This is a genomic window from Noviherbaspirillum sp. ST9 (assembly GCF_048799745.1).
In the GTDB taxonomy this organism is placed as follows: domain Bacteria; phylum Pseudomonadota; class Gammaproteobacteria; order Burkholderiales; family Burkholderiaceae_D; genus Noviherbaspirillum.
In genome coordinates this window covers 225,784-245,030 of record NZ_JBLWFR010000001.1, presented here as the reverse complement: position 1 = coordinate 245,030, position 19,247 = coordinate 225,784, and the positions used below count along the sequence as shown (strand labels likewise).

Annotated in this window: 18 protein-coding genes; 12 read left to right on the top strand and 6 right to left on the bottom strand. The window is 61.3% G+C overall.

From position 1 onward, the window contains the following. The first annotated feature begins 12 nt into the window (after positions 1 to 12). The 3 genes from ACNOHI_RS01110 (at position 13) to ACNOHI_RS01100 (ending at position 3,378) form a co-directional block, all read left to right on the top strand. The gene (locus tag ACNOHI_RS01110) at positions 13 to 927 is read left to right on the top strand and encodes a LysR family transcriptional regulator (protein ID WP_420472786.1); all 915 of its coding nucleotides are present in this window, start codon (positions 13 to 15) and stop codon (positions 925 to 927) included. Between the two features lie 67 nt (positions 928 to 994). After that, positions 995 to 1,765 carry a class II glutamine amidotransferase gene (locus tag ACNOHI_RS01105; RefSeq protein WP_420472785.1) on the top strand — a complete coding sequence of 257 codons (771 nt, stop codon included), beginning with the start codon at positions 995 to 997 and terminating at the stop codon, positions 1,763 to 1,765. Between the two features lie 335 nt (positions 1,766 to 2,100). Then, complete coding sequence (locus ACNOHI_RS01100) at positions 2,101 to 3,378, top strand: EAL and HDOD domain-containing protein (protein ID WP_420473232.1); 1,278 nt, start codon at positions 2,101 to 2,103, stop codon at positions 3,376 to 3,378. Positions 3,379 to 3,439: 61 nt separating this feature from the next. Here ACNOHI_RS01100 and metH read toward each other — a convergent pair whose 3' ends face one another. Beyond that, positions 3,440 to 7,183, bottom strand: coding sequence for a methionine synthase (metH, locus tag ACNOHI_RS01095; RefSeq protein WP_420472784.1), 3,744 nt, complete (start codon positions 7,181 to 7,183; stop codon positions 3,440 to 3,442). A 324-nt stretch (positions 7,184 to 7,507) separates the two neighbouring features. On the opposite strand from metH, the gene ACNOHI_RS01090 reads away from it, so the two are divergent. Together ACNOHI_RS01090 and ACNOHI_RS01085 are read left to right on the top strand one after the other, a co-directional pair. After that, positions 7,508 to 8,122: a cysteine hydrolase family protein gene (locus ACNOHI_RS01090; RefSeq protein WP_420472783.1), complete on the top strand. Its 615-nt coding sequence runs from the start codon at positions 7,508 to 7,510 to the stop codon at positions 8,120 to 8,122. 19 nt (positions 8,123 to 8,141) lie between these two features. Continuing rightward, positions 8,142 to 8,525 carry a tautomerase family protein gene (locus tag ACNOHI_RS01085; RefSeq protein ID WP_420472782.1) on the top strand — a complete coding sequence of 128 codons (384 nt, stop codon included), beginning with the start codon at positions 8,142 to 8,144 and terminating at the stop codon, positions 8,523 to 8,525. Here the strand turns inward: ACNOHI_RS01085 and fmt are convergent. Beyond that, positions 8,522 to 9,475, bottom strand: coding sequence for a methionyl-tRNA formyltransferase (gene fmt, locus ACNOHI_RS01080; protein WP_420472781.1), 954 nt, complete (start codon positions 9,473 to 9,475; stop codon positions 8,522 to 8,524). The two genes, ACNOHI_RS01085 and fmt, sit on opposite strands and share 4 nt — an antisense overlap. A gap of 66 nt (positions 9,476 to 9,541) precedes the next feature. Beyond that, a complete protein-coding gene (gene def, locus ACNOHI_RS01075) occupies positions 9,542 to 10,075 on the bottom strand; it encodes a peptide deformylase (RefSeq protein WP_420472780.1) in 534 nt (177 codons plus the stop codon). Between the two features lie 179 nt (positions 10,076 to 10,254). Here def and ACNOHI_RS01070 point away from each other — a divergent pair, with 179 nt between their 5' ends. The 5 genes from ACNOHI_RS01070 to ACNOHI_RS01050 all read left to right on the top strand — a co-directional run bounded on the left by ACNOHI_RS01070 (position 10,255) and on the right by ACNOHI_RS01050 (position 16,429). Further along, entirely contained in the window at positions 10,255 to 11,379 is a 1,125-nt protein-coding gene (locus ACNOHI_RS01070) for a LysM peptidoglycan-binding domain-containing protein (protein WP_420472779.1), read from the top strand. 10 nt (positions 11,380 to 11,389) lie between these two features. Then, complete coding sequence (dprA, locus tag ACNOHI_RS01065; protein ID WP_420472778.1) at positions 11,390 to 12,505, top strand: DNA-processing protein DprA; 1,116 nt, start codon at positions 11,390 to 11,392, stop codon at positions 12,503 to 12,505. 209 nt (positions 12,506 to 12,714) lie between these two features. Further along, positions 12,715 to 13,191: a DUF494 family protein gene (locus ACNOHI_RS01060; RefSeq protein ID WP_420472777.1), complete on the top strand. Its 477-nt coding sequence runs from the start codon at positions 12,715 to 12,717 to the stop codon at positions 13,189 to 13,191. 235 nt (positions 13,192 to 13,426) lie between these two features. Next, a complete protein-coding gene (locus ACNOHI_RS01055; RefSeq protein ID WP_420472776.1) occupies positions 13,427 to 16,060 on the top strand; it encodes a DNA topoisomerase III in 2,634 nt (877 codons plus the stop codon). 24 nt (positions 16,061 to 16,084) lie between these two features. After that, positions 16,085 to 16,429, top strand: a complete 345-nt coding sequence (locus ACNOHI_RS01050; protein ID WP_420472775.1) for a DUF4870 domain-containing protein — start codon at positions 16,085 to 16,087, stop codon at positions 16,427 to 16,429. Here the strand turns inward: ACNOHI_RS01050 and ACNOHI_RS01045 are convergent. Then, positions 16,426 to 16,812, bottom strand: coding sequence for a GFA family protein (locus ACNOHI_RS01045; RefSeq protein ID WP_420472774.1), 387 nt, complete (start codon positions 16,810 to 16,812; stop codon positions 16,426 to 16,428). The genes ACNOHI_RS01050 and ACNOHI_RS01045 overlap by 4 nt on opposite strands. Before the next feature lie 14 nt (positions 16,813 to 16,826). Then, positions 16,827 to 17,711: an NAD(P)-dependent oxidoreductase gene (locus ACNOHI_RS01040; RefSeq protein ID WP_420473231.1), complete on the bottom strand. Its 885-nt coding sequence runs from the start codon at positions 17,709 to 17,711 to the stop codon at positions 16,827 to 16,829. Positions 17,712 to 17,831: 120 nt separating this feature from the next. Between ACNOHI_RS01040 and ACNOHI_RS01035 the strand changes: the two genes are divergently transcribed. Together ACNOHI_RS01035 and ACNOHI_RS01030 are read left to right on the top strand one after the other, a co-directional pair. Continuing rightward, a complete protein-coding gene (locus ACNOHI_RS01035; protein WP_420472773.1) occupies positions 17,832 to 18,053 on the top strand; it encodes a glycine zipper 2TM domain-containing protein in 222 nt (73 codons plus the stop codon). 280 nt (positions 18,054 to 18,333) lie between these two features. Further along, on the top strand, positions 18,334 to 18,663 hold the full coding sequence (locus ACNOHI_RS01030; RefSeq protein ID WP_420472772.1) for a hypothetical protein: 330 nt from the start codon (positions 18,334 to 18,336) through the stop codon (positions 18,661 to 18,663). A 108-nt stretch (positions 18,664 to 18,771) separates the two neighbouring features. Here ACNOHI_RS01030 and ACNOHI_RS01025 read toward each other — a convergent pair whose 3' ends face one another. After that, positions 18,772 to 19,245, bottom strand: coding sequence for a methylated-DNA--[protein]-cysteine S-methyltransferase (locus ACNOHI_RS01025; protein WP_420472771.1), 474 nt, complete (start codon positions 19,243 to 19,245; stop codon positions 18,772 to 18,774). Positions 19,246 to 19,247: the final 2 nt, after the last annotated feature.

Here is a 19,247-nt window from a genome sequence, read left to right as displayed (position 1 = left end):
CAATAAGGAACGATGGACAGACTGCAATCCATGCGGGTCTTCGCGAAGGTGGTCGAGCAGGGCAGTTTTGCCGCCGCGGGCAAGGCGCTCGACATTTCCAACGCTGTCGTGACCCGGCACGTGGCCGACCTGGAAGAACATCTCGGCACACGTCTTCTCAACCGCACCACGCGTCGCCTGTCCCTGACGGAAACCGGCCACGCCTATCTCGAACGCGTATTGCAGATCCTGCAGGAAATCGAGGATGCGGAGGCGATCGCCTCCTCCCAATCCAAGAAGCCAAGCGGCACACTGCGGCTTTATTCCCATCTTGGCTTTGGCCAGACGCAGCTGGCGCACCTGCTGCCGGCCTTTGCCGCCAAATTCCCCGATGTCACACTCGACGTGACACTTTCGGACCGTTCGGTGGACCTGGTTGAAGACAGTTACGACGCCGGCATCTTTATCGACTTCCAGAAGTTCGACAGCGGCATGATCGCGCGCCAGCTTGCCGTGTCGGAAGCGATTCTGTGCGCCTCGCCGAAGTACATCAAGGAACGCGGGGCGCCGGACAGCGTGGATGACATTTCGCGGCATGCCTGCCTGAACTTTTCCTACGAGCAGCTGCGGCATTACTGGCCGACCAAAGGCCAGGATGGCGAGACCGTCAACGTGCCGATCAACAGCAAGGTCGTCTCCAACAACGGCGAATTGTTGCGGCAATGCGCGCTGGCAGGGATGGGCATCATGATCCGCCCCTCCTTCGCACTGGGCGACGACCTTGCCGCCGGCCGGCTGGTCCGCCTGCTGCCGCACCATGAACTCGGCCAGCTGACCGTGATGCTGGTCTATCCCAGCCGCCGCCTGCTGTCGGCCAAGGTACGCAGCTTTGTCGACTTCATGGCGCAGCAATTCCCGCGCCCTGAGACCGATCCCTGGCTCTGGTGATGCGCCACGCGCCGGTTTGCCCCGGACATGCTATGTTGTAGGTTCAATCGAAATATTCCTGTTCACCATGTGTCAGCTACTTGGCATGAACTGCAATGTCCCGACGGACATCGTGTTCAGTTTCACGGGGTTCGCCACGCGCGGCGGCCGCACGGACGAGCATAAGGATGGCTGGGGCATCGCCTTCTTCGAGGGTGCGGGCGTGCGGCACTTCGTCGATTACGAGTCCGCCGTGGCCTCGCCCATCGCCGACCTTATCAAACGCTGCCCGATCAAGTCCAAGAACGTCATCGCTCATATCCGCAAGGCCACCCAGGGACGCGTCTCTCTCGAGAATTGCCATCCCTTCGTGCGCGAACTCTGGGGCCGGTACTGGGTCTTCGCGCACAACGGCGACCTGAAGGATTTCGCCCCCTGCCTGGACGGCGCCTTCCGACCGGTGGGCACCACCGACAGCGAACAGGCCTTCTGCTATCTCCTGCAGCAATTGCGCCGGCGGTTCGGCGACACGCGCCCGGAACTGGATGCCCTCGCCCCCGCTTTGCGTGAACTGACCGCGGAAATTGCGCGGCACGGCACCTTCAACATGATGCTGTCCGATGGGACAGCGCTGTTTGCCCACTGCTCGACGCATCTTCATTACATCGTGCGCCAGTACCCCTTCGCCACCGCCAAACTGTCGGACGAAGATTTGAGCGTGGACTTCGCCCAAGTGACAACCCCGCGCGACAGAGTCGCGATCATTGTTACCGCCCCCTTGACCACCAACGAGGCGTGGACGCAATTCGGAGCAGGCGAACTGAAGGTCTTTGTCGAAGGCGAACCCGTCCCGCTTTGACGACACGCAGCATCGCGGCGATCGCGCGTTTCGCATTCACCTGGGCACCTTCGCGGCGCGTGTGAGTGCCCGCTCCCTATTCCCCTAACCGCGCCGGCTTGTGCTGCGCACCATTTAAAGTTGCGTAAGTGCAATAAAAATGCGCTAGAGTGCACGGAGATATTCGGCATCCGGTTTTTGCCCATGACGTGGGCGAACAGGCCGTATGCGTTGCCCCAAACCCGCAACCCATACGACCTGTGCGCGCCGGCTTTTTGGCGCGTGCAACTCCTGGGCCCCGCCATGACTGCGGGGAGACGTGTCATCTCTACGACGAGAAGAACAAGAACGTGATCATCGCCGACTCATTCTCCGGTGCAGGCGCCGCCATCCCCTTGAAGGTGCGGGAATTCTTCCTTGCACGGCAACCCATCCTCGACCGCAGCCAGGCACTGGTGGCCTACGAACTGCTGTTCCGCAATGCCGAGGTCGGACCGGCCAGGGTGACAAGCGACCTTTCCGCCACCGCCTCCGTCATCGCCCATGCATCGCAGTTGGGGATGGAAAAAGTCATCGGCGACTCGATCGGCTATCTGAATGTCGATGCCGCCGTGCTGATGAGCGACATCTTCAAGTTCCTGCCGCGTGAGAAGGTGGTGCTCGAGATCGTGGAGACGATGAAGGTCACGCCGGAAATCCTCGCGCGCATCGAACACCTCGTCGCCGACGGATTCCGCTTCGCCCTGGACGACGTCATCACCGACTCGGACGATGTGCAGCAACTGCTGCCGCTGGTCGACGTCATCAAGTTCGATCTGCGCGACATGCCGCTCTCGGCACTGCTGAAGCTGACGCCGCGCTTCAAGCTCTCGAAAAAGAAACTGCTGGCCGAGAAGGTGGAAACGCGGGAGCAGTTCCAGACCTGCCTCGAACTCGGATTCGATTATTTCCAGGGCTATTACTTCGCCAAGCCCGTCATCCTGAGCGGCAAGAAGCTGTCGCCCTCGCAGCTCTCGGTGATGCAGCTGATGTCGCTGATCAATTCCGAAGCGGACAACAGCGATATCGAACGCGCCATCAAGAAGGATGTATCACTGTGCTTCAACCTGCTGCGGCTCGTGAATACGCCGGCCGTCGGATCGCCGCGTCGCATCGATTCGGTCACCCAGGCACTGATGATCCTCGGACGCAATCAATTGCGGCGCTGGTTGCAAATCATGCTGTACGCGGAGCCCTGCAAGAAGGGCCAGGCGATGACGCCGCTGCTTCGTCTCGCCACCACGCGGGGAAAATTGCTGGAGCTGATCGCGCAGCAAGTCGAACCGCGCAACCGCGGCATGGCGGATACGGCGTTCACCGTCGGCATCATGTCGCTGATGGACACACTGTTCTCCATCCCCATGGAAGAGATACTGGAACAGGTCTCTGTCGTCGATGCGGTCAGCGACGCCCTGATGCATCGCACGGGCGTCTACGGCGGCATGCTGAGCCTCGTCGAGCAGATGGAACGCATCGAGGAAGCAGGCCCGATGCTCGACAACCTGGTCGATCAGTTCCGCCTGTCGTCGGAAGACCTGGTCAACTTGCAGCTGTCTGCCTTCGAATGGAGCGACAGCGTCGCGCGCTACGCGTGATCCCATACGCGCAAAAAAAACGCCACCCTGAAGGTGGCGTTTTTCGTTATGGACCGACTCGTTACAGGTTCGGCGCCAGCCAGCGCTCCACGTCCTCCCTGGGCACATCGCGCCGTGCGGCCATGTCGGCCGCCTGGTCCTCGCCGATCTTGCCGACGACGAAGTACTTCGATGCGGGATGCGCGAAGTAAAAACCCGACACCGATGCGCCGGGGAACATCGCGAACGACTCGGTCACATGCATGCCGATTTCGTCGCACTGCAGGAGCTTGAACATGTCCGCCTTCACCGTGTGCTCCGGGCAGGCCGGATAGCCGGGCGCCGGGCGGATGCCGCGGTAGGCTTCCTTGATGAGTTCGTCATTCGACAACGACTCGTCCGCGGCATAACCCCACAGGTCCTTGCGCACGCGTTCGTGCAGGTGCTCGGCAAAGGCTTCGGCAAGGCGGTCGGCGAGCGACTTCAGCATGATGCTGCTGTAATCGTCGTGCGCGTCCTCGAAACGCTTCTCGTGCTTCTCGATACCGATACCGGCGGTGACCGCGAACAGGCCGATGTAATCGGCGACGCCCGAGGATTTCGGCGCGATGAAATCGGCGAGGCACTGGTTCGGACGCGCGACGCCGTCGACCACCGGCTTGGCCGTCTGCTGGCGGACGCCGTAATAGGTGAATGCCACCTTGGTGCGCGTCTCGTCGGTGTAGATTTCGATGTCGTCGTCGTTGACCGTATTGGCGGGCAGCAGCGCGATCACGCCGTTGGCGGTCAGCCAGCGGCCCTCGACCAGTTTCTTCAGCATCGCCTGGCCTTCTTCATAGACCTTGCTCGCCTGCTCGCCAACGACGGCATCCTTCAGGATTGCCGGGAACGGTCCGGCGAGGTCCCAGGTCTGGAAGAACGGCCCCCAGTCGATGTACTGCGCGAGGGTCGACAGGTCGTAATTCTTGAATACGCGACGGCCGATGAATTTCGGCTTGACCGGAGCGAACTCAAGCTTTGCCTTGTTCGCGCGCGCCTCGGCCAGCGACACCATCGGCGTCGTCTTCTTGTTCGCGTGCTGTTCGCGGATTCGCTCGTAGTCGCCCTTGATTTCCTCGATGTACTGGTCGCGCTGTTCCTGCGTCAGCAGCGATTGCGCCACCGAGACCGAGCGTGAAGCGTCGGCCACATAGACCACCGGACCTTCGTAATTCGGTGCAATCTTCACCGCCGTATGGGCGCGGCTGGTGGTCGCGCCGCCGATGAGCAGGGGAATCTTCAGCATGCGGAAATGCGGATCGCGCTGCATTTCCTTCGCGACGTACGCCATCTCTTCCAGCGAAGGCGTGATCAGGCCGGACAGGCCGATGATGTCCGCGTTCTCCGCCTTCGCCTTGGCGAGGATTTCGGAGCACGGCACCATCACGCCCATGTTCACCACTTCAAAGTTGTTGCACTGGAGGACCACCGACACGATGTTCTTGCCGATGTCGTGCACGTCGCCCTTCACGGTGGCAATCACGATCTTGCCCTTCGGCTTGGCGGCAATACCGGTGCGCTGTTCTTCGAGACGCTTTTCTTCCTCGATGTACGGGATCAGATGCGCGACCGCCTGCTTCATGACGCGCGCGGACTTCACGACCTGCGGCAGGAACATCTTGCCCTGGCCGAACAGGTCGCCGACGATGTTCATGCCGTCCATCAGCGGACCTTCGATCACGTTGATCGGGCGGCCGCCGGCTTCCAGCGTCTTGACGCGCATCTCTTCCGTGTCGTCGACAATCCACTGCGTGATACCGTGCACCAGCGCGTGCGCGAGGCGCTTCTCGACCGGTTCGCTGCGCCATTCGAGGCTCTGCTCTTCCTTCTTCGCACCGGCCTTCAGCGTGGCGGCGAATTCGATCATGCGCTCGGTCGCGTCCTCGCGACGGTTCAGCACCACGTCTTCCACGCGTTCGCGCAGTTCCGCATCGAGATCGTCATACACGCCGATCATGCCCGCATTGACGATGCCCATGGTCAGGCCAGCCTTGATCGCGTGGTACAGGAAGACCGTATGGATTGCTTCGCGCGCCGGGTCGTTGCCGCGGAAGGAGAAGCTGACGTTCGACACGCCGCCGCTGATCTTTGCGTGCGGCAGGTTTTCCTTGATCCAGCGCGTCGCGTTGATAAAGTCCACCGCGTAGTTGTTGTGCTCTTCGATGCCGGTCGCGATCGCGAAGATGTTCGGATCGAAGATGATGTCTTCCGGCGGGAAGCCAACCTGCTCTATCAGGAGCTTGTACGCGCGGCTGCAGATTTCGATTTTCCGTTCGTAGGTATCCGCCTGGCCTTTTTCATCAAAGGCCATGACGATGACCGCTGCGCCGTAACGGCGGCATAGCTTGGCCTGGCGCAGGAACTCTTCCTCGCCTTCCTTCATCGAAATCGAATTGACGATGGCCTTGCCTTGCACGCATTTCAGGCCCGCCTCGATCACCGACCACTTCGACGAGTCGATCATGATGGGCACGCGCGCGATGTCCGGTTCGGAAGCAATCAGGTTGAGGAAGCGCGTCATGGCGGCGAGGGAGTCGAGCATCGCCTCGTCCATGTTGATATCGATGACCTGCGCGCCGTTTTCGACCTGCTGGCGCGCGACCGACAAGGCTTCGTCGTACTGCTCGTTCAGGATCATACGCGCGAATGCCTTGGAACCCGTGACGTTGGTCCGCTCGCCGACGTTCACGAACAGCGATTCATCGTCGATGATGAAGGGCTCCAGTCCGGACAGCTTCATGCGGTGGTCGGTGACCGGCACCTTGCGCGGCGCGACGTCCTTGAGCTCCGCGGCGATCGCGCGGATGTGGTCCGGCGTGGTGCCGCAGCAGCCGCCGGCGATGTTGACGAAGCCGCTCTGCGCGAATTCCTTCAGCAGCGAGGACGTGACGTCCGGCGTCTCGTCGAAGCCGGTATCGGCCATCGGGTTGGGCAGGCCCGCGTTCGGGTAGATACAGACGAAGGTGTCGGCGATCTTCGATAGCTCTTCCGCGTAGGGGCGCATCACCGCAGCGCCAAGCGCGCAGTTCAGACCAATGGTCAGCGGCTTGGCATGTCGTACCGAGTGCCAGAAAGCGGGAACGGTCTGGCCGGACAGGATGCGGCCGGAGGCATCGGTGACGGTGCCCGAAATCATGATCGGCAGGCGCTTGCCCGACTCCTCGAAATAGGTGTCGATGGCGAACAGCGCCGCCTTGCAGTTGAGCGTATCGAAAATCGTTTCGACGAGCAGCACATCCGAGCCGCCGTCGACGAGGCCGCGCACCTGCTCGAGGTAGGCGGTGACGAGCTGGTCGAACGTGACGTTGCGCGCGCCGGGATCGTTCACATCGGGGGAAATGGACGCGGTCTTCGGCGTCGGACCGACCGCGCCGGCGACGAAGCGCGGCTTGTCGGGCGTCGAATACTTGTCGCACGCCGCGCGGGCCAGCTTCGCCGCCGCCACGTTCATCTCATAGGCGAGATGCCCCATGTGGTAGTCGTCCTGCGCCACGCTGGTCGCACCGAAGGTATTGGTCTCGATGAGGTCGGCGCCGGCGGCAAGATACTTCTCGTGGATCTCGCTGATGACCTGCGGCTGGGTCAGCACGAGCAGGTCGTTGTTGCCCTTGATGAACAACTCCTTGCCCGGCACCTGGAAGTCGGCGAAACGCGTGCCGCGGTAATCCTCCTCCGTCAGCTTGTATTGCTGGATCATGGTGCCCGTCGCACCGTCGAGGATGAGGATGCGTTGAGACAGCAGATCGCGCAGGAGCGCTTCGGTGGCAGAGACGGCGTCGCGTTTCATGTTGGACTCTCTAAAAGCAAAAAACCCGGCCAGCAAAAGCAGGACCGGGTCTGATCTCCGCTTTAGCTGCATTTGGTAATGGGACTATCCCCTGAAGGACTGCACCCTGGCGCCCGCAAGCTGGTTTTGACTTGTTCAATCAAATCGGCGCAAGAAAAATTATACGGGAAATCACCTGGGCGGTTAAGAAATGCACATTGTTGAGATTCTTGCATTTCAGAAACGCATTGGTGCCGATCCGGCACAAATCCTGTGCAGGGCCGCCCGTATTTCTCCGGTGCGGTTCGCGCTTATGCTTTTGTCATGTTGAACAGAGGAGGAAACATGACACACCCCACCATGCGCAAGATCAGCGGCGCCCCCGACACGACATCGCTGCAGGCGAAGACAACCGCCTTGCTCGTCATCGACTTCCAGCTTGAGTATTTCGAAGGAGGCGAACTGCCGATTCCTGACGGGCCAGCGGCAATGGCAAGGGGCAAGGAACTGGTCGCCTTCGCGGACAAGCATGGAATGCCGGTCTTCCACATCCAGCACCTCGGCCCCGCCGGCGGCCCGCTGTTTGCAAGGGACGGTAGAACGGTTGCCTTCCACCCGGACATTCTTCCCGCGCAGCACCACACAGTGGTGCAGAAGACGACGGCAAGCAGTTTCGCCAGCACGGACCTGCACAAGCAATTACAGGAAAGGGACATCAAGACGTTGATCATCAGCGGCTTGATGACGCATATGTGCGTCTCGACAGCCGCGCGCGACGCTCGCCCGCTTGGATATCAAGTGATTGTGGCCGGCGACGCGAGCGCCACGCGCTCCATCGACGCCTGGAACGGCGGCGTGGTCGGCCACGCGGAGCTCCACAGGGCCGCGCTCACCGAAGTGTCCGACAGCTTTGCCGACGTCCTGACAACGGCAAGGATTACTGCGCTCGACGTCCACTGACTTCCCAAGGAGAACCGCCATGCCCCTCGTCACCCTCACCATTCGCAACGGCAAGACTGCTTCGTTCAAGAGCAGCGTGCTCGACGCCGTACACCGCGCGCTGGTTGCCTCCGGCGTGCCGGAAACCGACCGCTTCCACCGTGTTTTGGAACTGGAAGGCGACGATTTTCGCTACGACCCGGCTTATCCTGACCTGTCCTCGCCGCGCACGGACGATTTCGTCTTGATCGAAATCCTGCTGTCCGTCGGCCGCAGCGTAAAAGTAAAGAAAAAAATCCTCGCCGACATCATCGAGGGCATCGCGCACGCCCCGGGACTCGACCCGGAGCAGGTGATGGTCGTTTTCAAGGAAACCGCGTGGGAAAACTGGTCGTTCGCCGGGGGGCGGCAGATCCACGTTTAGGCGAAACGTCCGCCTTCGAGTGGGAATCCCTTCAGGAATTCGGCGGCAGGCAGGCGCTTGCCGCCGGGCTTCTGCAATTCGAGCACGCGCAGCGCGCCTTCGCCGCAGGCGACCAGGACGCCGTCCTGGGCGGACGCGGCGATCACTTTGCCCGGTTCAGCGGCACTTGCACCGGACACCGGTTCGGCACGCCAGAACTTGACGGCAACATCATTGAACATGGCGGTCGCACCGGGGAAAGGATTGAAAGCGCGGATTTTGCGCTCCAGCACGTTTGCCGGCTGCGTCAGATCGAGGGCCGCCTCTTCCTTCGCAATCTTGGCCGCATAAGTCACGCCTTCTTCCGGCTGCACCGTCGCGCTCAGACCACCCTGCTCCAGCTTGCGCAGGGCGTCGACGATCATGCGGCCGCCGAGTTCGGCGAGCTTGTCATGCAGGCTCGCGGTCGTGTCGGATGCGGCAATCGGAAGCCGTTCCATCAACATCATCGGCCCCGTATCGAGTCCCTCTTCCATCTGCATGATCGTCACACCCGTCTCCGCATCGCCGGCCTCGATCGCGCGGTGGATCGGCGCGGCACCGCGCCAGCGCGGCAGCAGGGATGCATGGATGTTGATGCAGCCGTGTTGGGGAATATCGAGCACACTGCGCGGAAGGATTAAGCCGTAGGCAGCGACGACCATCACATCATGCGGCGTGGCGCGCAGCAACGCGTGCGCCTCTTCGGCGATCTCGGGGTATTTGCCGTTCAGGCGCAGCGATACCGGCTGCGCGACGGGAATGCCGTGTGCCAGCGCGAACTGCTTGACAGGCGAGGCCTGCAGCTGCATGCCGCGTCCCGCGGGGCGATCCGGCTGCGTCAGCACCAGGGGAATCTCGAAGCCTGCTTCGTGCAGGGACTGGAGGGCGACGGCGGCAAATTCCGGGGTGCCGGCAAAAACGATTCTCATGCTTGTTGGTCTTGTTGCAGGCGACAGGCCTGGAGAAAAAAGAAAGGCGCCCCTGGGGCGCCTGGATCATTGCGCGCCGACGGCCTTGCGCTGCTTCGCCATTTCCCGCTCTTCCTTCTGGAGCTTGGTCTTGATGCGGTTGCGCTTGAGCGGCGAAAGGTATTCGACGAAGACCTTGCCCTTCAGGTGGTCCATCTCGTGCTGAATGCAGACCGCCAGCAGGCCGTCCGCCTCGACTTCGAACTGCTTGCCTTCAAGGTCATATGCGCGCACCTTGACCCTGGCCGGGCGCTCGACGCCATCGTAGATACCGGGCACCGACAGGCAGCCCTCGTCGTACACCTGCCGCTCCTCGCTCGCCCAGACGATTTCCGGATTGATGAAGACCTGGAGCTGGTCGTGGGTTTCAGACACGTCGATCACGATCAACTGTTCGTGAACATCGACCTGGGTCGCGGCCAGGCCGACGCCCGGCGCGTCGTACATGGTCTCGGCCATGTCGGCGGTGAGCTTTTTCAGGCGCTCGTCGAACACGGCGACCGGCTTGGCGACCTTGTGCAGGCGCGGATCGGGATAGCGAAGAATATTCAATATGGACATACGGCTTTTGCGCAACAACTGCTGGAACTAGGATTGTCGTTTCTCTTGCTAGTTCAAGGATTTATGTGCAGAATTTGATTCAGTTTGACAAGTTTCGTCAGGCAACATTTTGTTACACTGACAACACGCAGTGGCGATAAGAATAGTCGTTGATTTGAGCCACATTTACCGGACTGACTATGAAAAAGTTTAGCACAGCCGCCCTCGTTCTCGCGCTCGCCTCCGCTTATGGCAGCGCCCTTGCGGCAGGCGAAGAAGCGATGAGCAACCCGCGCTGTGCCTTCCTGCCGAATGCGCCGGACCAGCACACCGTGGTGCGCGGCGACACGCTGTGGGACATTTCCGGCCGCTTCCTCAAGAACGCCTGGTGCTGGCCGCAGGTCTGGGGCATGAACAAGGAAGAGATCCGCAATCCGCACTGGATCTATCCGGGGCAAATCGTCTACTTCGACCGTGCGGCCGGCAGGCTGCGGCTTGGCAAGCCCGTCGGCGGCGACGGTGCGCAGGACGGCCGTGCCAGCCAGACCGTGAAACTCACTCCGCAATTGCGTACGGAAGGATTGGGCAAGGACGCCGTCCCCGCCATTCCGTCGAATGTCATCGAACCCTTCCTGTCCCAGCCGCTGATCGTCGGCGAAGGCGATCTGAATGACGCACCGCGCATCATCGCCACCCAGGAATCTCGCGTGATGCTGGGCAAGGACGACAAGGCGTACGTACGCGGCGCCATCAATTCGGGCACGTCATTCCAGGTCTTCCGCCCCGGCACGCCGCTCCGCGATCCGGACACGAATTCGGTCATCGGCTACGAAGCCGCCTATCTCGGCACCATCAAGCTCGAACGCCCCGCCCGCACGCCGGACGAGGCGCACGTCTTCAACGTCGTCAGCGTGAAGCAGGAAATGGCCGTCGGCGATCGTCTGTTGCCGGTTCCACCGACGCCGATCCTCAACTATGTCCCGCATCCCCCCGAAAAGGATGTCGCTGCCCGCATTGTGTCCGTCTATGGCGGCGTGACCCAGGCAGGCCAGAACCAGATCGTCGCCATCAATCGCGGCAGCAAGGATGGCCTCAACATGGGAACGGTGCTGGAGCTTTTCCGCTACGGCCCGATTATCTCCGACCGCACCGAGAAGGGCTCGATGTGGAGTATTGGACCGTGGGGCCGCCCGCAGGTGAAACTGCCTGATCATCAGTACGGCAGCCTGTTCGTCTTCCGCGTGTTTGATTCCATCGCATATGGACTCGTGATGCAGGTCACCGACACGGTGCAAGTGGGCGACGTCGCGAAATCGCCGGAATAAGCACTCCGGCATGGCGCAAACAGACAGGGCGCACGAGCTTGCGCAGTGGATCAGGCTTGAGCGCACGCCGGGTGTGGGACCTGAGACCGCGCGCAGGCTCCTGAGCGCCTTCGGCCTCCCGGACAATATCTTCGCGGCCGAGCTTTCCTCGCTTCTGCAGATCGCCCCCGATCGCGTTGCACGCGCACTTGCAGCGCCGATGCCGGACGAGACACGTGTGCAGATCGACAAGACGCTCGAATGGGCTGCGCAGCCGGGCAATCATGTGCTGACGCTCGCCGATGCGCACTATCCGCAATCGCTCCTCGACATCTCCGACCCACCCCTCGTCCTGTATGCAAAGGGCCGTCTCGCCCTGCTGTCACGACAGTCGATCGCCGTGGTCGGCAGCCGCAACGCAACCACGCAAGGCATGGTCAATGCCGAGCAGTTTTCTGCGGTGCTCAGCGAGGCCGACCTCACGATCATTTCGGGACTTGCCCTCGGCATCGACACTGCCGCGCATACCGGCGGACTGCGCGGCAGCGGCTCCACCGTCGCGGTCATTGGCACCGGCGCGGACATTGTCTATCCAGCCCGCAATCGCGCACTAGCCCATCGCATCGCGGAGGGCGGATGCATCCTCAGCGAATACCCGCTCGGCATGGGGGCGCTTGCGGCCAACTTCCCGCGCCGTAACCGCATCATCTCCGGACTGTCTCGCGGCGTGCTGGTGGTGGAAGCGGCCGCGCAGTCGGGGTCGCTCATCACCGCGCGCATGGCCGGCGAACAAGGGCGCGATGTCTTCGCGATCCCCGGCTCCATCCATTCGCCGCTCTCGAAGGGTTGCCACCTGCTCATCAAGCAGGGAGCCAAACTCGTGGAATGCGCGCAGGACCTGCTCGAAGAACTGCAATATCTCCCTGCCTCCACGAGACAAACCGCATCGGTTAGCGTCGATGAGAAACCGGTTGTCGAATCGACCATCCTCGCCACGCTCGGCTTCGATCCCGTCGCGCCAGACGTCCTCGCCCTCCGTTGTGAAATGGACATCGCCACCCTGAACGCCGAGCTGCTCACGCTCGAACTCGATGGCCATATCGAGATGCTACCGGGCGGTTTGGTGCGCCGGCTCGCAACAAGCTGAAACCAATTCTGCTGTCCCAGTTCCCGATTTTGGGATATGCTGTAATCGTAAGGCCCGATAAACCTTGTACTGTCGCTGGCATGACACGGCTCTTTCCTGTGCGTGGCAACACCGCGTTTTAACGGGAATCGCACCACGAGCATGTCATTTTTTGCAACCTGGTCGCGGCGCCGCCTTCTGGCACAACGGCCTTAACGCTACAGTAAATCATGTTTGACGTTCTCGTTTATCTCTACGAAACCTACTACCGCCCAGACGCCTGCCCGGATTCGGAAGCGCTGGTCAAGAAGCTGTCGGCAGTCGGTTTCGAGGAAGAAGAGATTTCCAAGGCGCTGGGCTGGCTCACCGACCTCGCAGAGGCCACCAACGAGTTTGCCGAAAGCTATCCGCAGCAAACCGCCTTTTCCTTCGGCATCCGCATTTACGCGCCGCAGGAGATGGACGTGCTCGGCACGGAAGCCGTCGGTTTCCTGCAATTCCTTGAATCCGCCAAAGTCATCGATCCGATCCAGCGCGAAATCATCATTGAGCGTGCACTTGCCGTCAGCGAATCGCAAGTGTCGCTGGACAAGATCAAGGTCATCGTCCTGATGGTCCTGTGGAGCCAGGGCAAGGAACCGGACGCGCTGATTTTCGACGAATTGTTCTCCACCGACGAAGATTCCGAACCGCGCCTGATGCATTGACGGCCTGGTAATAAAGGCTCCCCTGCGCTTGCTGCCGGTCAGGCAACCCGGCTTGCAGCGGCGCTTCCCGCCTCTCCTCGCTTGCGGTTTTCGCCGCATCACGCTTATCATTGGCCGCTAAAACCCCGGATCGTTGATATATTGGTAGGGTTTGCAGCCAAGCAAGCCTTGAGTCTGCCCCGATTGCTGTCTATATATATAGGCGCTTGCCCGCGCCACTCTCGAGACCAACTTTATGACTAAGACCCTCATCATCGCAGAGAAGCCCTCGGTCGCGAACGACATCGCGAAGGCGTTGGGCGGCTTTGCCAAGCACGATGAGTACTTTGAATCCGACGAGTACGTGCTGTCCTCCGCCGTCGGCCACCTGGTCGAGATCGGCGTTCCGGAAGAATATGACGTCAAGCGCGGCAAATGGACCTTCACGCACCTGCCGATGATCCCGCCGCACTTTGCAGTGACGCCAATTGCCAAGACGGAATCGCGGCTGAAAGTGCTGAACAAGCTGCTCAAACGCAAGGATGTGTCCGCCGTCGTCAACGCATGTGACGCGGGCCGCGAGGGTGAACTGATCTTCCGCCTGATCATGCAGTACGCGAAAGCGAAGCAACCGATCAGGCGTCTCTGGCTGCAGTCGATGACGCCGGCCGCGATCCGCGACGGTTTTGCCCGATTGCGTGAAGACAAGGAAATGCTGCCGCTGGCCGACGCCGCCCGGTGCCGCAGTGAAGCGGACTGGTTGATCGGCATCAATGGCACGCGTGCGATGACCGCCTTCAACTCGAAGGACGGCGGCTTCTACCTGACCACCGTGGGCCGCGTGCAGACGCCGACGCTGTCGATCGTTGTCGAGCGGGAAGAGAAAATCAAGAACTTCGTGCCGCGCGATTATTGGGAAGTGCGCGCCGAGTTCGTGTGCGCCGCCGGCATCTACGAGGGCCGCTGGCTCGACACGAAATTCAAGAAGGACGAAGCCGATCCCGAGAAGAAGGCCGAGCGCCTGTGGAGCAAGGCGGCGGCCGAATCCATCGTTGCCGCCTGCCGCGGCAAGCAGGGCACGGTCACCGAGGAAGCCAAGCCGGCGACGCAGTTGTCGCCCGCCCTCTTCGACCTGACCAGCCTGCAGCGCGAAGCCAACTCGCGCTTCGGTTTTTCGGCCAAGAACACCCTCGCACTGGCACAGGCGCTGTACGAAAAGCACAAGGTGCTGACCTACCCGCGTACCGATTCACGCCATCTGCCTGAGGACTATCTCGACACCGTCAAGCAGACGCTGGACGTGGTCTCCGAGAACAACAACTACCACCAGTTCGCCAAGCAGATCCTGAACAAGAGCTGGGTGAAGCCGAACAAGCGCATCTTCGACAATGCGAAGATCAGCGACCACTTCGCGATCATCCCGACGCTGCAGGCGCCGAAGAACCTGTCCGAGCCGGAACAGAAGCTCTACGACCTCGTGGTGCGCCGCTTCATGGCGGTGTTCTTCCCTGCCGCCGAGTATCTCGTCACGACCCGCTTTACCGAAGTGTCGGGCCACACCTTCAAGACCGAAGGCAAGGTCATGACCAACGCCGGCTGGCTGGCGATCTACGGCAAGGAAGCCGCGAACGACGAGGACAAGGACAAGGAAAACGCCGGGACGCTGGTGCCGGTCGCCAAGGGTGAAAAGGTGAAGACCGAGAAGGTCAATGCCAACGGCCTCGTCACCAAGCCACCCGCGCGCTACACGGAAGCGACGCTGCTTTCCGCGATGGAAGGCGCCGGCAAGCTGGTGGAGGATGAAGATCTGCGCGAGGCAATGGCCGGCAAGGGTCTCGGCACGCCGGCGACGCGCGCGGCCATCATCGAAGGCCTGCTGAACGAAAAATACCTGCTGCGCGAAGGCCGCGAGATCATTCCAACCGCTAAAGCTTTCCAGCTGATGACGCTGTTGCGCGGCCTCGGCGTCAGCGAACTGACGGCGCCCGAGCTGACCGGCGAATGGGAATACAAGCTGTCGCAGATGGAGCGCGGCAAGATCTCCCGCGAGGAGTTCATGCGCGAAATCGCGCAGATGACGCAGATCATCGTCAAGCGCGCGAAGGAATACAACAACGACACCATCCCCGGCGACTATGCGACGCTGAAGACGCCGTGCCCAAATTGCGGCGGCGTGGTGAAGGAAAACTATCGCCGCTTCGCCTGCACGAAGTGCGAGTTCTCGATGACCAAGATCCCTGGCAGCCGCCAGTTCGAAATCGCCGAGGTCGAGGAATTGCTTCAGAAGCGCGAGATCGGCCCTTTGCAGGGGTTCCGCTCGAAGATGGGCCGTCCCTTCGCCGCCATCCTGAAGATCGTGCGCGACGAAGAGAACAGCAACTACAAGCTGGAGTTTGACTTCGGCCAGGCACAGGATGAGGGTGAGGATGGCGAAGGCGTCGACTTCACCAACCAGACACCGCTCGGCGCTTGCCCGAAATGCGGCAGCGGCGTGTACGAGATGGGCCTCGCCTACGTATGCGAGAAGTCCGTTGCCAAGCCCAAGGCCTGCGACTTCCGCAGCGGACGCATCATCCTGCAGCAGGAAATCGTGCCGGAACAGATGGCCAAGCTGCTCAACGACGGCAAGACCGACTTGCTGCCGGGTTTCATTTCGCAACGCACGCGCCGCCCCTTCAAGGCTTACCTGGTGAAAGACAAGAACGGCAAGGTGAGCTTCGAGTTCGAAGAGCGCAAGGCCAAGGTGCCGGCGAAGGGCAAGGCGGCCGAAGAAACGCAGGAAGAAGAAGCGCCGAAGAAGCCCGCGGCGAAGACCGCAGCCAAGACGGCAGCGAAGACCGCCGTGAAAAAGCCGGCAGCGAAGAAGGCGACGGCCAAGAAAGCCGCCTAATTTCTCGCCCGCGAGGAGCAGGCCATGAACGAGATCATCGAGACCAGTCCGTCCAAGGAAGAGTGCAACCTCGCGATGCTGGCCCACCTGCTCGGCATCTTCTGCGGCTTTGTCGGCGCCCTCGTGCTATGGCTGGTCAAGCGTGAAGACAACGGCTTCGCGGCTCAGGAAGCGCGCGAAGCGCTCAACTTCCAAATTACGGTCGCCATCGCGATGATGGCGGCCTTCCTCCTGAAGTTCGTGCTGATCGGCTTCCTTCTCGTGCCGCTGGTCTTCATCGGCAATTTCATTTTCTGCCTGCTCGCTGCGATTTCCGTGGCCAAGGGCAAGGCGTTCTGTTATCCGCTGACGATCCGGCTCGTCAATTAACGCGACGGCTCAAGCCCTTCGTAACGCGGCAGCTCGTCGTCCATTGCCGCCCACGGCGGCAGGTGTGTTGCGAAGATGTGCGCGACCGGCTTCGCATCGATCGGTGTGTCAATCGTCCCCATCCGCAACCTGAGCACACCTGGGATGTCATCCTTGCGCGAGTACAACGGCGCGCCGCATTGACGGCAGAACGCTCGCTTCTTGCCGGGCGAGGATTCGTATTCCGCGATCAGGTCCTGGCCCGACAGCCAGCGGAATGCAGCGGTGTCGACCGGGGCGGCAACCACGGTAGTGCTGCCCTGCGCCTTGCGGCAATCGCTGCAATGGCAGACGGTGATGGTGCCGAATTCGCCGGCGTACTCGTACTGCACGCCGCGACACATACAGCTTCCACGAATCATGTTGTTCCTTTCAGGTAGGTCTTGATGACGGCAGCATCGTCGAGTCCGGCCCAGCCGTTGTCGACGGTCTTGCGGAAGATGTCGAGCGCCGCGTCGCCGAGCGGTGTGTCGTATTTCGCATTGTCCGCCATGGCGGTGGCAAGCGTGATGTCCTTGGTCAGGATGTGCGCGAAGGCACGCGCTTCGAAGTCATCCTTCAGCGCGCGAGCCATGCGGTCCTGAAAGATCCAGGAATGGCCGCTCGATGCGCAGATAACATCGAACAGCTTGTGCGGGTCGAGGCCGATCTTCATGCCGAGCGCGAGCGCTTCGGCGCCGGCGACGAGATTGATCCCTGCAAGGAGGTTGTTGACGAGCTTGGTCTTTGCGCCGTCGCCGATGGTCGCGCTGATACGGTATTGCTTGTCGCTGAGTGCATCCAGCACGTTCGCATATCGCTGAAGGACTGCATCCTCCCCGGCGATCATCATGCTCATCGTTCCTGCTTCCGCACGCGAGGGACCGCCGGAGATCGGTGCGTCGATGGTGGCGACGCCGTGCTCCGCGAGCCGCTGCGCAATGCGTACCGTGTCTTCCGGCGAAATCGTCGAACACAGCATCACGCATTTATCCCGCACTGGTACGCGCGTGAATCCGTTGACACCGAAAAGCACTTCGTCAATCTGCTGCGCGTTGACGACCACGACGATGACGAAGTCCACCTGTGCGGACAATACCGCGGGGGACGGCGATGCAGTCATGCCGAGTGCGCTTGCCTCCGCCTCTGCTTCCGGCCTGATGTCGCGCACGTGCACCTGGAATTCCTTCCGGCGAAGGTTCTTCGCCATCGCCATGCCCATGGCGCCGATACCGATGAGGCCGAGTTTCATGTCTCGTTGCATGATCATCCTGATTTCATCCCGGAAAATTCCGCTTGGAACTCGAAACCTAGCCTAACGGTCGAATTGTGACAAGCACCGTGCATCGCATTCGCGATGCGTCCAATTCTTCCGGAGGAAAACATGAACACACGCAGACTGATTTCCATCACGGGTGCGCTTTCGCTTGCGCTGACACTGACCGCATGCGGCACCACCACGCGACAGCAGGTTGGCATCGGTACCGGCGCCGTCCTCGGCGGTGTCGCCGGCAGCGCAGTGACGAATGGCAGCACCCTCGGCACGGTCGGTGGCGCTGCGGTCGGCGGCGTCATCGGCAACGAAGTCACGAAGAACAAAAGGTAAGAAGTTGTAACCCGACGATGCGTGACAGCATGCTTGCTTCGCGCATCGTCAGCCCTGCCAGCCCACCCTCCTCTGCGCAAGCCCTTGATTCGCGGGGCGATCACGCGCATGCGCTTCCTGCCGCCACGTCGGATTCCTCCCACCGCGCACGTTTTGCGTGGCATTCCCTTTGGGAAGCGGACCGGAACTTTCGTTAGTTGAAAGATTCTACACACTCGCATACATGCCATTTTGGCATGAATGACTCACGTGCTTCGCGATCTTTTCAAGGAGAATACTTATGTTGAAATGGACTATCCCTCTGGCATGCGCACTCGTCCTCGCAGCTTGCGGCACCGGCAGCAAGATGGGCAGCTCGTCGTCCGGCTCGTCGGCTACGTCGCCGAGTTCGTCGTCGGGTGCGTCCGGCAGCTATGGCACGTCAAGTTCCGGAAGCTCCTCCTCTAGCAGCCCGAGCAGCAGCTCGTCCGGCATGTCGTCCGGTTCATCCTCCAGCGATACCTCCGGCAGCTCTTCCAGTCAGCCGGGCGCTAGCGGAACCTCGCAGGCCGTCCCGGGCACCCCTGGCAGCTCCAGCCCCACGAGCGGCAGCGGGTCCACCTCGAAGTAATCGTCTCATCCGTGTGCTGCGCGAGGATGGCGCAGCGAGCGGCGGATTGCGCGTGATGCGCGGTCGCCGTTTCGCGCGCGTCCTGCGTCTGCACACACGCCGCGCGCATCAGCGACCTTCATGGGCAAGCAGGTAACGCTTGCGTGCCAGTCCCCCCGCATAGCCGGACAAATTGCCCGATGTCCCCAGCACACGATGACAGGGCACGATGATCGAAACGGGATTGCGTCCGATGGCCGTGCCCACGGCGCGAACCGCTTTCGGATTCGCCACGCCATGCGCGATGGAACGGTAGGTCGTCGTTTCCCCGAAAGGAAGTGCGCTCAACGCGTTCCATATGGCGCGCTGGAACGTGGTTCCCCGCATATCGAGCGCGACGTCGAAGATCGTTCGCGTCCCCGCAAAGTATTCATCGAGCTCACGCATGGCTGCCTGCAAATGCACATTCGATGGATTGCGCGTCCAGCCTTGCGGACCGTTGAAGTACTTGTGCTCTTCAAAGTACAGTCCGCACAGGCCGTCGGCGGTCGCCGCGAGCAGAAGCGTTCCGAGGGGGCTGCAGTGTTCGGTGTAATCAATCATGA

What these genes read in the sequence shown, in the direction of transcription:
- ACNOHI_RS01030 (WP_420472772.1), top strand. Translation starts at nt 18,334, where the DNA reads ATGTTGAAATGGACTATCCCTCTGGCATGCGCACTCGTCCTCGCAGCT.
- ACNOHI_RS01050 (WP_420472775.1), top strand. Translation starts at nt 16,085, where the DNA reads ATGAACGAGATCATCGAGACCAGTCCGTCCAAGGAAGAGTGCAACCTC.
- dprA (WP_420472778.1), top strand. Translation starts at nt 11,390, where the DNA reads ATGGCGCAAACAGACAGGGCGCACGAGCTTGCGCAGTGGATCAGGCTT.
- ACNOHI_RS01070 (WP_420472779.1), top strand. Translation starts at nt 10,255, where the DNA reads ATGAAAAAGTTTAGCACAGCCGCCCTCGTTCTCGCGCTCGCCTCCGCT.
- fmt (WP_420472781.1), bottom strand. Translation starts at nt 9,475, where the DNA reads ATGAGAATCGTTTTTGCCGGCACCCCGGAATTTGCCGCCGTCGCCCTC.
- ACNOHI_RS01025 (WP_420472771.1), bottom strand. Translation starts at nt 19,245, where the DNA reads ATGATTGATTACACCGAACACTGCAGCCCCCTCGGAACGCTTCTGCTC.
- ACNOHI_RS01090 (WP_420472783.1), top strand. Translation starts at nt 7,508, where the DNA reads ATGACACACCCCACCATGCGCAAGATCAGCGGCGCCCCCGACACGACA.
- def (WP_420472780.1), bottom strand. Translation starts at nt 10,075, where the DNA reads ATGTCCATATTGAATATTCTTCGCTATCCCGATCCGCGCCTGCACAAG.
- ACNOHI_RS01040 (WP_420473231.1), bottom strand. Translation starts at nt 17,711, where the DNA reads ATGCAACGAGACATGAAACTCGGCCTCATCGGTATCGGCGCCATGGGC.
- ACNOHI_RS01060 (WP_420472777.1), top strand. Translation starts at nt 12,715, where the DNA reads ATGTTTGACGTTCTCGTTTATCTCTACGAAACCTACTACCGCCCAGAC.
- ACNOHI_RS01085 (WP_420472782.1), top strand. Translation starts at nt 8,142, where the DNA reads ATGCCCCTCGTCACCCTCACCATTCGCAACGGCAAGACTGCTTCGTTC.
- ACNOHI_RS01045 (WP_420472774.1), bottom strand. Translation starts at nt 16,812, where the DNA reads ATGTGTCGCGGCGTGCAGTACGAGTACGCCGGCGAATTCGGCACCATC.
- ACNOHI_RS01055 (WP_420472776.1), top strand. Translation starts at nt 13,427, where the DNA reads ATGACTAAGACCCTCATCATCGCAGAGAAGCCCTCGGTCGCGAACGAC.
- ACNOHI_RS01105 (WP_420472785.1), top strand. Translation starts at nt 995, where the DNA reads ATGTGTCAGCTACTTGGCATGAACTGCAATGTCCCGACGGACATCGTG.
- metH (WP_420472784.1), bottom strand. Translation starts at nt 7,183, where the DNA reads ATGAAACGCGACGCCGTCTCTGCCACCGAAGCGCTCCTGCGCGATCTG.
- ACNOHI_RS01035 (WP_420472773.1), top strand. Translation starts at nt 17,832, where the DNA reads ATGAACACACGCAGACTGATTTCCATCACGGGTGCGCTTTCGCTTGCG.
- ACNOHI_RS01110 (WP_420472786.1), top strand. Translation starts at nt 13, where the DNA reads ATGGACAGACTGCAATCCATGCGGGTCTTCGCGAAGGTGGTCGAGCAG.